The 12,035-nt window shown below is 69.4% G+C and carries 11 protein-coding genes and 1 pseudogene; 8 read left to right on the forward strand and 4 right to left on the reverse strand.

Annotation, left to right across the window (positions count from 1 at the left end):
- Positions 1 to 240: 240 nt before the first annotated feature.
- Both AB0F10_RS40270 and AB0F10_RS40275 read right to left on the reverse strand, forming a co-directional pair.
- Positions 241 to 450: a hypothetical protein gene (locus AB0F10_RS40270; RefSeq protein WP_360638176.1), complete on the reverse strand. Its 210-nt coding sequence runs from the start codon at positions 448 to 450 to the stop codon at positions 241 to 243.
- A 357-nt stretch (positions 451 to 807) separates the two neighbouring features.
- On the reverse strand, positions 808 to 1,488 hold the full coding sequence (locus AB0F10_RS40275) for a DUF998 domain-containing protein (RefSeq protein ID WP_360638179.1): 681 nt from the start codon (positions 1,486 to 1,488) through the stop codon (positions 808 to 810).
- Positions 1,489 to 1,790: 302 nt separating this feature from the next.
- Between AB0F10_RS40275 and AB0F10_RS40280 the strand changes: the two genes are divergently transcribed.
- The 7 genes and pseudogenes from AB0F10_RS40280 (at position 1,791) to AB0F10_RS40310 (ending at position 8,916) form a co-directional block, all read left to right on the forward strand.
- A complete protein-coding gene (locus AB0F10_RS40280; RefSeq protein ID WP_360638182.1) occupies positions 1,791 to 2,072 on the forward strand; it encodes an Lsr2 family protein in 282 nt (93 codons plus the stop codon).
- 58 nt (positions 2,073 to 2,130) lie between these two features.
- Positions 2,131 to 2,882: pseudogene (locus AB0F10_RS40285) on the forward strand (IS5 family transposase).
- 555 nt (positions 2,883 to 3,437) lie between these two features.
- Positions 3,438 to 3,917, forward strand: coding sequence for a DUF2243 domain-containing protein (locus AB0F10_RS40290; RefSeq protein WP_360638185.1), 480 nt, complete (start codon positions 3,438 to 3,440; stop codon positions 3,915 to 3,917).
- A 3-nt stretch (positions 3,918 to 3,920) separates the two neighbouring features.
- Positions 3,921 to 4,790 (forward strand): cytochrome c oxidase assembly protein, encoded by an 870-nt coding sequence (locus tag AB0F10_RS40295; protein ID WP_360638188.1) that lies wholly within the window; start codon positions 3,921 to 3,923, stop codon positions 4,788 to 4,790.
- Positions 4,791 to 5,404: 614 nt separating this feature from the next.
- Positions 5,405 to 6,988 carry a hypothetical protein gene (locus AB0F10_RS40300; RefSeq protein WP_360638191.1) on the forward strand — a complete coding sequence of 528 codons (1,584 nt, stop codon included), beginning with the start codon at positions 5,405 to 5,407 and terminating at the stop codon, positions 6,986 to 6,988.
- A 99-nt stretch (positions 6,989 to 7,087) separates the two neighbouring features.
- Entirely contained in the window at positions 7,088 to 7,825 is a 738-nt protein-coding gene (locus tag AB0F10_RS40305) for a sugar phosphate isomerase/epimerase (protein ID WP_360638194.1), read from the forward strand.
- Positions 7,822 to 8,916, forward strand: coding sequence for a Gfo/Idh/MocA family oxidoreductase (locus tag AB0F10_RS40310; RefSeq protein ID WP_360638197.1), 1,095 nt, complete (start codon positions 7,822 to 7,824; stop codon positions 8,914 to 8,916). Before AB0F10_RS40305 ends, AB0F10_RS40310 begins: the two co-directional genes overlap by 4 nt.
- Here AB0F10_RS40310 and AB0F10_RS40315 read toward each other — a convergent pair.
- Complete coding sequence (locus AB0F10_RS40315; protein WP_360638200.1) at positions 8,904 to 9,503, reverse strand: TetR/AcrR family transcriptional regulator; 600 nt, start codon at positions 9,501 to 9,503, stop codon at positions 8,904 to 8,906. The two genes, AB0F10_RS40310 and AB0F10_RS40315, sit on opposite strands and share 13 nt — an antisense overlap.
- An 80-nt stretch (positions 9,504 to 9,583) precedes the next feature.
- On the opposite strand from AB0F10_RS40315, the gene AB0F10_RS40320 reads away from it, so the two are divergent.
- A complete protein-coding gene (locus AB0F10_RS40320; RefSeq protein WP_360638203.1) occupies positions 9,584 to 10,969 on the forward strand; it encodes an FAD-linked oxidase C-terminal domain-containing protein in 1,386 nt (461 codons plus the stop codon).
- A 75-nt stretch (positions 10,970 to 11,044) separates the two neighbouring features.
- Here AB0F10_RS40320 and AB0F10_RS40325 read toward each other — a convergent pair whose 3' ends face one another.
- Positions 11,045 to 11,818 (reverse strand): hypothetical protein, encoded by a 774-nt coding sequence (locus AB0F10_RS40325; protein ID WP_360638206.1) that lies wholly within the window; start codon positions 11,816 to 11,818, stop codon positions 11,045 to 11,047.
- Between the last annotated feature and the right edge of the window lie 217 nt (positions 11,819 to 12,035).

Genomic DNA, 12,035 nt, shown 5'->3' on the forward strand with positions numbered 1-12,035 from the left:
CCCGCCGGAACAGGAACACCAGCACGGTCATGGGTTGACGCATTGCCCGACACCTTTCAAAGTCCGACCACTCTCCTCAACCATGATCGGATATCCGCTCATGCCGCAGACAAAGGCGCGTCCTGCCTTCCGTCACCGTGCGTAAGCGATCGCTGGCCGACGACAGGTGTCCCGACCCCGCCCGAGGTGGCTCCCAAACTCGCGAACATCGAAATCGGCGAGATTTTGCTGGTGCCGAACTCAACGACCTCTGGTGCCGGAAAATCTCGGAATTCGCGACCAAACCACGGCCTCCTGACGGTCGGCGGCGATCGTCTGGGCGGCGGTTATGGCGAGCCCGTACGTGGAGCGTCCGAGCAGCAGGTTCGCCGGTGTCAACGCGGTGGAGCGGATCCGCGCCCGGATGCGGTACGGGTGAAGAATGTCAGCGACAGCGAACGGGAGATCCAAGTCCGGAAGCGTACGGTTGCCAGCTCGGCGGTCTCTCCCGGCTGCGGCGTGCCGTCGCCGCGGGCGCACGCCCTCAATCAACGCCAGGTGGCGGACCTACCGGCCGGCGACCCGCGCGCTGAGCCGGCGGCGCGAACCGTGTCCGGGCGCTGGCGCTGGCCGTCTTTTGCGGAGGCCGACTGGACCCAGGCAGCCCGCCAAGTCGCGCTCGCTCGCCGGTGCGGACAGCCGTCGATACGCTCGGGGGACGAGCCGCCACCACGCCTGGCCTGGGACAACACCCTGAGGGACGGCGGTAAAGATGTCGGCGCTGAGAACGCGCCGCTGCTGCCCCCGGTTCACCTGCGCGAACAGCCGCTAGCGGTTGCCCGGCCGGGCGATGACTCGAGGGTCGGCGCTGAAGGGCTGCAGTGTCATCGCATGGCCGTTCGCCTTCAGCAAGAAGACGCCGGCGCAGAAGGCCCAGGCCGGCAGGGTCAACCCCGCCACCCGCTCCATCCCGCCGACGCCGATCCCGGCGTCCAGCTGCGCCGCGAACAAGGCGGTCCCGGTCACCCCCAGCACCCCGAAAGCGAGGGTGACTGCCCGCAGCCGGCCGCCCCGGGCGAGGCCGGCGACCAGCAGCCCGATGTTGCCGACCACGAAGATCAGCAGGGCCGCCTGCAGGTGCATGTTCTCGTGGCGGTCGGCGGGGAAGAGCCCGGCCAGGCCGAAGCCGGCCGACCCGAGCAGCATCATGGACCGGCCCAAGCGCGCCGCCCGTCCCGCGCCCCAGTGCCGCCAGCTGAGCAGTAGCCCCGCGACGAGCAACACCGTCGTGAGCACGAAAGCCACGTTCATCGCGTCGTGCCACGGCGAGCAGACGTACCGGGGCCGGGTGGTGTCCCAGACGCCGCAGGTCACGTTGCCCAGGTCGCTGATGTTGTTGGTGGCCCAGCTGAACGCCGGCCGCTCCCAGCGGAGTCCAACGACGACGTTCGCGGCCAGAAAGAGTGGAGCGGCAGCGGTCAGGCACAGAGCCGCAATACGAATACGCATGCCGACGAGTAGACCAGCGCCGGCGCCGCGGATCACTACAGCCAGCCACCGGCCGCGAGGTATGCCCAGCCCTACCGGACGTTGACAGTCCCGCGCGCTCCGCGCGCGGCAGATCGTCACCATCCGTGAAGAATCCGTCAGGAGTGAGCCAGAGCCAAGGAATTACCACCCGCGCGGGCGTCGGTGACTGCCTCGGCCTGACAATGCTCGCTGTGGTGATCCCCGTTAGGGTGACACGTATTCAACACGGAATAGTGCGGTAAGCGGCTACGGTCGCCCGTCATCGAACACTTGAGGGACATATGGCGAAGCGGATTGTCGAAACCCTGATCGATGATATCGATGGGAGTGTCGCCACCGAGACCGTCACGTTCTCGGTGGACGGCTGGAACTACACCATTGATCTGTCCGAGAAGAACGCGGGCACCCTGCGCGAGGTGCTTGCTTCGTATGTCGCGGCCGGTACCCGCGTCGGCCGGGGCGCCGGCACGTGGCGGCCAGGCCTCGCCGCAAGCGGCCACCGCGCGAGCCGGGCCGACAATAAGAGCGTGTCTCATTTGGATGGTGGCTGGTCTGCGGCATGATCTCTGATTCGTGATCGAAGACATGATCCGGACCTAGGCGCCGGACGATCTCTGGGACATCGCTGAACCCATTGATCCCTGCCCCGCCTCGGCGCCGGCAGGGCGGTGGACGTCGCCGAGGGTATTCGCCGCGATCGTTTACCTCACCCAGGCCGGCTGTTCGTGGTGGAAGCTTCCAGGCGCGATGTTCGGCGTCAGCCGGGCCACCGCCCACCGCCGGTTCACCGAATGGACCGCCAGCGGCCTGTGGGTTCGCCTGCACCAACAACAGCTGCACCAACTCGGCGAGATCGGGAAGATCGACTGGTCGAGGGCCGTGGTCGATGCGATCAACGTCCGGGCGGAAAAGGGGGGCGACCTGACCGGCCCAAACCCCGTCGATCGCCGCAAACCCGGCTCGAAGATCCACGTCCTGTGCGACCGCACCGGCATCCCGCTGACCGTGCTGATCTCGGCCGCGAACACCCACGACAGCCACCTCCTGATGCCCCTGCTGGACTCGATCATCCCCGTCCGCGGCGGCCCCGGCACCGCCCGGACAAACTGCACGCCGACAAGGCCTACGACGCAAAAGCGCTCCGCGCTGAAGTTCACCGGCGCGGCATCACGGTGCGGATCGCCCGCAAGGGTGTGGAGTCGTCCACCCGGCTGGTCCGGCACCGCTGGATCGTCGAGTCGTGCCTGTCCTGGCTGACCCGCAACCGGCGACTCGTGCGCCGCTACGACCGCAAAGCCGACCACTTCCAAGGCTTCGCCGACCTCGCATGCGCCCTGCTCAGCTACCACCGATTCCAAAAGATCACCAAATGAGACCCGCCCTAGGGCAGCCTGGCCGAACCGCTCGGCAAGGACCTGGTGGCGCGTAGCAGCGGCAACGGCCACCGCACCAATTCGCTCCGCAGGTAGCAATGTAGAAGACCAAACTTGGGGCCGGTTGACCGTCCTTGATGCAGGCCAGCATCGTCCGTGCTGGCTCATCAGCGCGGACAGGTGACACGACAGGACGCGCTCAACTCGGCAAGAGCGCGCGCCCAGCCGCCACGAGCCACTACACGCAGCGTGACATCTCGCCGGAAGCTGGCGCCCGCGGCGCGGCAGATGAGTGAAGGCAACTGACTGTTGGTGAGGTCGTGAAATCCTTCAACACGGACGGCAGGGCATAGAAATCCAACCACCGACTCCATGAAACTCAGTGAAGATCAGCCTGTCCGAAGAAGTCGGGGCGGCTCACACACCAGTCATGTCTGCCCCGGCGCTGGCCGCGGCGTCCGACCGGGGCCACGGGGGCCGTCAGAATCATCCCAGAAGTTTATCCCCGAAGGTGCCGGGAATGTCGGGCATCCCGGCACCATAAGGAGAACTTCGATGTCAGCTCCCACCCCCGTGGAAGCCCGCGGGCACCAAGCGACCACCCTGTCCGGCCGTAATGTGCTCTCCGGTGTTCTGCTGGGCCTGGGCATCGCCGCGTTCGTCGACGAGGTCGTCTTCCACCAGATCCTGCACTGGCACCACTTCTACGACAAGGGCACGCCGGCGGCCGGACTGATCTCCGACGGCCTGTTCCACGCCTTCAGCTGGTTCGCCACCATCGCGGCACTGTTCCTGTTCGCCGACCTCCGACGCCGCGGCTCCTTCCACCGGTCGCTGTGGTGGGGCGGCCTGCTGCTCGGCACCGGCGGTTTCCAGCTCTACGACGGCACCCTGCAGCACAAGGCCATGCGCCTGCACCAGATCCGCTACGACGTCGACCTGACCCCGTACGACTGGACGTGGAACATCACAGCCGTCCTGCTTATCGTCGCCGGCACGATTCTGCTGCTCCGAGCCCGCCGCCGACCCGCCTGACCGATGGAACCCATGCCCGGCATCTCCGGGGTCTTCGCTGTCGTCCTGCTGACCGCCGCGCTCGGCTACCTGGCCGGCGCGGTGGTCATACGTCGCCGGGGTGGCTGGTGGCCGGCCGAGCGGACTGCCAGCTGGATCGCGGGACTCGTGGCCGCGGCGGCCGCTCTGATCGGCCCCCTCGCCGACGCCGCACACCACGACTTCACCGCGCATATGGCCGGGCATCTTCTGCTTGGCATGACCGCGCCGCTGCTGCTCGTCCTGGCTGCACCGGTCACCCTCGCCCTGCGAGCACTGCCCGTCGCCCGAGCCCGCACGTTGTCCCATGTACTGGCGAGCCGGCCGGCACGGGTATTGACGCACCCGCTCACAGCCGCGGCCCTCAACGGCGGCGGCCTGTGGGCGCTCTACACCACCGGCCTCTACGGTGCGATGCGCGACCATGCCTGGATCCACATGGCCGTCCACTTCCACGTCCTCGCCGCGGGATACCTCTTCACGGCAGCCGTCATCGGTGTCGACCCCGCCCCGCACCGGCCCGGCCGACGAACCAGGATCGCCGCCCTGATCGCCTTCCTGGCCGCGCACGCCATCCTCGCCAAACACCTCTACGGTCACCCTTGGACCGGCGTCCTACCCGCTGACGCCCGCACCGGCGCCGAACTCATGTACTACGGCGGCGACCTGACCGACCTCGCGCTGATCTACCTCTTCTGCCGGCAGTGGTTCCAGGCCGCCGACCCCGCACGTCGCAACCGGCCTGCCGCACCCCGCATCCACGTCGTCCGGCCATCCCGCGCACCATGGCGCCTGCCCGCCGAGTTCAGAGTCCAAGGACATAGCGCACGGGACCGAAATATGGTGAGCCACTGATGGACGAGACCGACGCCGCTGCGCTCGACGACCCGGTCCGAGGTTCCTAGTACGGCGCACACGCGCACCTCGGACGCTCGATCGGCAACGCCCTCATCTACCACGACGGCATCGCAACCTTCGCGACGGTGCCGACCCACCAGACACCGAGTGACTGGATCGGTCCAGACGTTCCGTGGGTGCTCCGTGGCTGCTCGGATGTTTCAGATCCTGGACGGAATTGACGCACGGTCCCTGGACCCGATTCCGGATTGGACGATCTCCACGCGATCACCCAGCGCAAGGCATGGGCTGACCTGCCAATATTCGGCGTGCCCGGGTCGCTACGCTCCGAATAGAGGGAAGCGGTGATTGCTGCAGATTTAAGTCCTCAGCTCTGCCATTGAGCTAGCAGCCCGCGCGCCATCAGGCCACCCGAGGCCCTTGGGCCGGGCGCCATTCGCCGTACGGGCCGGCGGCCGTCCGTCTCGCGACGGGATACGCCGCCGCCCTCTGGGGCCGGTCTGTACGGGACAGTGCCGCGGGTGCGGCTGTGGCATGATCGCGAGCAGCTTTCGCTATGCCGGGCCGGGTACACGGCCGGCATCACCCCCTCCGAGCAAGGGGAAACCCCCATGTCTTCATTCTTCAGCCGTGCCCGCCTCGGGCGATATCTGGCCGTCTCCGCCGTGGTCCCGGCCCTGGTGTTGAGCACCGGCGGCGCAGCCGTCGCGGCGACCAACACCCTCTCCCTCACCATCGTGAACCGGGCCGGCGTCAAGGTGAAGGTCGCGGCCACCGCGGTCAACCTCGCCACCAGTTCGAGTTACCCGATCCGCAGCGGCACGAAGAAGAAGCTGCCCAAGGGCAGCTACGTCGTGATCACCGCGATCACCACCGGCAGCGCGACCACGCTCGGCGGCAAGTCCGTCAAGGTCTCCGGTTCCGCGAAGCTGACCATCGACGCCCGCCAGGGCAAGCGGGTCGCCCTCGCCGTGAGCCCGGCACCGGCCGATTCCTCTCGCAACCTCTTCGCCCGGATCTGCAGCAAGTCGGACGGCGCGAACTACGACGTCGAGGCCTACGGCGACACCATCTACGCCATCCCGACCACCTCCAAGAAGATCGCCTTCGCGGCGCTCGGCACGTGGAGCGACGGCTCGGGCCTGACCGACGCGTACGCGGTCGTGCACCAGACGACCGGCGTGCCGACGAGCCCGAGCCGGACGTTCAGCCGCTCCTCGCTCGCCACGGTCTCGGTCGTGTCCCGCCGCGGCCCGGCCGGCTCGAACACCGCCGATGTGGCCGTGCAGCCGATCAAGCGCGGGTGCGCCGACGACATGTACTCCGGCCTGTGGTCGACCGATCAGCCGACCAGCACGAAGCTGCGGCTCTCGACCGGTTCCTGGCACATCCGCTCGAACTCCGGTGCGATCACCAAGGACAACCAGTCCTGGAACATCGGCACCTACTTCGCCGAGCGCAAGGTCGCCGCGGGCAAGTCCTACTCGGTTCGGTTCCACAACGCCGCCTGGGGCCCGGGCACCCAGATCCCGACCACCATCCACGGCCGGGTCTCGTTCATGATGAACGAAATGTTCACCGACCCCTACTTCACCCGGAACGACACCGGCGGCGAGGGCGGCGACAGGGCGACTGCGACCCTGGTCTACAAGGGCAAGACGGTCAAGACGACGAGGGACCGGGGCTGGGAGCCCGAGATGACGGTCCTCGAATACAAGGTGAAGAAGGCCGGCTGGTACACGCTCACCAACACGGCGTCGCGGTACTACCCGGAGATCACCTACCCGGCCGGCCTGCTCTCCGCCAGGAGCGCCGTCAGCTTCCGCTTCTACATCAAGCCGAACAGCAGCGCGCTTGCCGAGGTCTCCTCCCTGACCATGGTCCCGGCCGGCCTGAACAACTGGAACAAGGCCAAGGGCGGCAGCACCACCAGCGTCCTGCTCAGACTGAACCGCTTCACCCAGGACCCGGACGCCAAGCGCGGCAAGGATCCCAAGCTCAAGTCGATGAGCGTCAAGATGTCGTCGGACAGCGGCAAGACCTGGCGCGCGGTGAAGGTCAAGAAGATCAACGGCACCTGGATCGCGCTCGTACCCAATCCCGCATCGGGTGCGGTTTCGCTGCGGGCCCGGGCCACGTACACCAGCGGCGGTTACACGGACGTGATGATCTACCGCGCGTACGGAATCGCCTGAGAGAAACGGCAAACGGCCGGGCATCCCCGCGGGGGCGCCCGGCCGTTTCGTTGTTCCCGCGAATTTCGACCAGATGGTAGAAAAGGACGGGAGGTAGGAATGAACGAGCTATCCGTCCAGCTGTACTCAGTCCGAGACGCCTTCGCCACCGACCCCGACCGCACCCTCGGCCGCCTGGCCGAGATCGGCTTCACCCAGGTCGAGCCCTACGGCATCCTCGAGAACGTCGAAAGCCTGCGCGCCGGCCTCACCGGCAACGGCCTCACCGCTCCCACCGCACACGCCGCGCTGCTCGGCGATGGCGTGGATCGGCACGCCGTCTTCGCCGCGGCCGCCGGGCTGGGCATCGCCGTCGTCATCGAACCCAAGGTCGAGCAGGCCCGCTGGCAGCGGTCCGCCGACATCGCCGCCACCGCGTCCGCGCTCAACGACGCCGCCAAGGTCGCCGCCGAGCACGGCGTCGCCGTCGGCTACCACAACCATTGGTGGGAGCCGGCCGCGCAGGCCGACGGCCGCTCCGGCCTGGAGGTCCTCGCCGAGCACCTCGATCCCGCCGTCGTGCTCGAGGTCGACACCTACTGGGCCGTGGCCGGCGGTGCGGACGCCCCCGCGCTCCTGCGCCGGCTCGGCGATCGCGTACGCGCCATCCACGTCAAGGACGGTGGCCTCGCCCTCGACGGCTCGGGCCAGGTTCCGGCCGGGCAGGGCCGACTCCCGCTCGACGAGGTGCTCGACGCGGCGCCGAACGCCCTGCGCGTCGTCGAGTTCGACCGCCACGACGACATCTTCGACGGCCTCGCCGCCAGCCTCCGCCGCCTGCGAGGGGCGGCGCGGTGAGCGTCGTCCACGTCGGACTCATCGGCGCCGGCGTCATCTCCGACACGTACCTGAAGAACCTCAAAAGCTTTCCGGACCTTCGCGTCGACATGGTCGCCGACCTGGACGTCGCCCGGGCCGAGGCCCAGGCGTCCCGGTACGGCGTCCCCGCCTCCGGAAGCGTGCGGGAACTCCTCGAGCGCCCCGGGATCGAACTGGTCGTGAACCTCACCGTCCCGGGCGCCCACGTCGAGGTCGGCCTGGCGGCCCTCGAGTCGGGCAAGCACGTCTGGGCCGAGAAGCCCCTCGCCCTGGACCGGCCGTCCGCCCGCAAGCTGCTCGATCGCGCCCACGAACTCGGCCTGCGCGTCGCGAGCGCACCGGACACCGTGCTCGGCGCCGGCCTGCAGACCGCGCGGCGCGCCATCGAGGCCGGGCGGATCGGCGAGCCGCTCACGGCTCTCGCGCTCTTCCAATCGCCCGGTCCCGAGAGCTGGCATCCCGCGCCCGAGTTCCTCTTCCGGGCCGGCGGCGGCCCGCTGCTCGACATGGGCCCCTACTACCTGACCGAACTCGTTCACCTGCTCGGCCCGGTTCGCAGGGTCACCGCGACGGGCGGCCGGGCCCGGGAAACCCGGGTGATCGGGTCCGGGCCCCGATCCGGTACGGCGTTCGCGGTCGAGGTCGCCACGACGGTGTCGGCGCTGCTGGAGTTCGAGCGCGGCGGCTCCGCGCAGGCGATGTTCAGCTTCGACTCGGCGCTGCCCCGGAGCGTCTTCGAGATCACCGGAACGCTCGGCACCGCCGTACTCCCGGATCCGAACCGCTTCGACGGCCGGACGGTGCTGCACCTGCCGGACCGGATCGAACTGGCGCCGGAGGGTCATTCGGCGTCGCGCGGCACGGGCGTGCTCGAGATGGCCCGGGCCATCCGTTCCGGCCGGCCGGAACGGGCCTCCGGCGCGCTCGCCTTCCACGTGCTCGACGCCATGCAGTCCATCGAGGAGTCGATCGCCGACGGGCGGCCTGTGCTGCTGCAGAGCACGGTCGAGGTGCCGCCCCCGCTCGCGCCCGACTGGGACCCGTACGCGAGAACGCTTCAGGGTCCCTGATCGAACGGGACGGTCAGCAGGTCCTGCAGGTAGAACCGCAGCGCACCGACGAGATCCACCGCGCTGCCGTTGGACAGCCACTGGACCTGCAGGCCGTCCATCAACGCCACCAGGTTCAGCCCCGCGAACTCGGGATCGACGCCCTCGCGCAGCTCGCCGCGCGCGGCAAGCACCCTGAACGAGTCGACCACGTAGCGCCGCGCCGTCGCGTAATGCCGCTCGAAGTAGTCGTGCGCCGGGTGTTCGGCCGCGACCGCCTCGGCCGCCAGCCGCGAATACACGTCCACGATCCCCGGATGCCGCACGTTGTAGCCGGCGAGCGCGATCAGCCGGCGCAGGGCGTCGAGCCCGGGCGGCACCGAGAGACGCTCACGCTCGGTGTCCTCCGCGTCGCGACGCTCCAACACCGCCGCGAGCAGCGCCTCTTTGGTCGGAAAGTAGTAGAGCAGACCCGCGTGCGTGATGCCGACGCGCCGCGCGATCTCCCGCAGCGACGAGGCGCGATACCCCGCCTCGGCATAGACGCCGACGGCCGTCGTGATGATGTCTTCCCGACGGATCCGGCCCTTCAGATAGCCCTCGGCCACCCGGCAATCATGCCGCATCGTCGTAGGGTCAGAGGCATGTCGACCTCGCGCGTGACCGTGATCCTCGAGTGCGGCCGGCCATGAGTGGTTCGCTCGCTGCCGACCTGCCGGGCCTAGACCTGATCACCGACGCCGACGTGCTCGACTCGCTCAGCCACGACGACGCCGAGTGGGCGCCCGCCGGCAGGCCGGTCGGCGCGGTCCGCGCCCGCACGACAGAGGAGGTGGGCACTGTCGTCGCGGCCTGCGCGGCACGGCGGATCCCGGTGGTCGCCCGGGGTGCCGGCACCGGCCTGTCCGGCGGCGCGAACGCGGTCGACGGCGGCCTCATCCTGGACCTGTCCAGGATGAACCGGATCCTCGAGATCGACCCCGACAACATGATCGCCGTCGTCCAGCCCGGCGTCGTCAACGACGACCTCAAGGCGGCCGTCGCCGAGCACGGCCTCTGGTACCCGCCCGACCCGGCGAGCGCGCCCTGGTCGACCATCGGCGGCAACGTGGCGACGAACGCCGGCGGCCTCTGCTGCCTCAAATACGGCGTCACCCGCGACTACGTCCTCGGCCTGCAGGCCGTCGTCGGCGGCCCGGCGGGCCCATACGGTACGGCGGTACGCGTCGGCCGCCGCACCACGAAGGGCGTGGCCGGGTACGACCTGGTCGGACTGCTCGTCGGCTCGGAAGGCACCCTCGGCGTCGTCACGGAGATCACGCTGCGCCTGCGCCCCGCCCGCACCGCGGCGCCCCGTACCGTCGTCGGCGCCTTCGACAGCATCGTGGCGGCGGGGAACGCGGTGGCGGCGTGCACCCGTCGCGGCCTGCTGCCCACCACGCTCGAGTTGCTGGACCAGGCCTGCCTGCGCGCGGTCGAGGAGTGGAAACACCTGGGACTGTCGGCGACGGCAGAGGCCCTGCTCCTGGCCCAGATCGACACGCCGGGCGAGGCCGGCCACGACGAGGCCGACACGCTGGCCCGGGTCTTCCAGGACGCGGGCGCACAGTGGGCCGAACGATCCACGGACGAATTCGAGGCGGAGGCGCTGTTCGCCGCCCGCCGGCTCGCCTATCCGGCGATGGAGCGGCTCGGTCCGGTGCTGACCGAGGACGTCTGCGTGCCCCGGTCGGCGGTGCCGGCGATGCTGGCGTCGATCCAGGCGATCGCCGCCCGGCACGGGGTCGCGATCGCGACGATCGCCCACGCCGGCGACGGCAACCTGCACCCCTTGATCCGTACGCCGGCCGGCGACGAGGCGGCCCGCCGCGCAGCGCAGGAGGCCTTCGAGGAGATACTCACCGAGGCGATCGCACTCGGCGGCACGGTAACCGGCGAACACGGCGTCGGCCTGCTGAAACGCGCCGGCATACGGCAGGAGCTGGAGCCGCCCGCACTGTCGATGATGCAGGCGCTGAAGCGAACCCTGGACCCCCTGGACCTCTTCAACCCGGGCAAGGTCGTCGGAATCTAGTCCGCAATCCACTGCCGGGCACTCAGCCGGACCACGTGGCCGGCCGCCGCGGTCGCGGTGCCCTCACCCAACTTCCTAGCTGCGGGCCACTGTCAGCGACGAAACCCCGCTGGTGGCGTCGACCTCGAACCGATCGGTTGCGGTGTCCCAGCCCGGTGCGACGAAGACCGATCCGCCGGAGACCCCGGAGTGCGTCTGTCCGTCCACTGTGACGTCGCCCGCCCCGCTGCCGGTGGCGACACGAACCGGCGCGGTGCCGGTCAGATGTACGAGCAGCTGGCTCGCACCGCCGGCGACGGTGACCCGCTGCGTTCCACGGGCGGCGGGAAGCATGACCTCGGCCCGGCTGGTACCCGCGACGAAGTCGACGTCTCCGCCGGACCCGCCGGTGAGGTCGACCGTCTGATCACTGGCCCCGCCGGCGAGCCGGACGCCCCAGCGCACGTCGTCGCTGAGCACAACGGTGACGATCGCGGGCCCGTCGCGGCCGGTGTCACGTAGCTCCGCGACGACGGCGGAACCGTCGGCCTTGACCTTCGGCACGACCGTGGAATCCGCGGGCGTGGAAACCCGGTAGAGGTCGGTGCCCAGATCACCGACGTCCACGCGGACCACGGTGGCGGCGTTGACCAGCGCAAACGTGGCCGGCTTGCCCGCTTTGACAGTGCCGCCGTGTACGACGTGGTCGGGCTCGCTGGGCGCGGCCTGGCCGATGCCGGGAAGCCCGAGCCCGGTCCCGCCGCCGGGCCAGGTCGGCGCCGGCCCGGGGGAGCCCGGGAGGTCGCTGTCGGGGGCCACGTAGCCGGGTTGATGGTCGGGGTTGTAGTCCCGCCCGCCGCCATCGGCCACGGAACACCCTGCCATCAGCCCCACGGCGACGGCCAACGCTCCTACTCGGACAGCCACAACCACCTGTTACCCACCGCCCACGCCGGCTACACGATGCATCGCGTCATGATGCCACGTAAACGCAGAAAAGGCCCACCCCTGTTAGGGGTGGGCCTTTCCTATCACGTTAAGTCCGGCGGTGTCCTACTCTCCCACACCCTCCCGAGTGCAGTACCAT

This window comes from Actinoplanes sp. NPDC026623 (assembly GCF_040638275.1).
Taxonomy (GTDB): domain Bacteria; phylum Actinomycetota; class Actinomycetes; order Mycobacteriales; family Micromonosporaceae; genus Actinoplanes.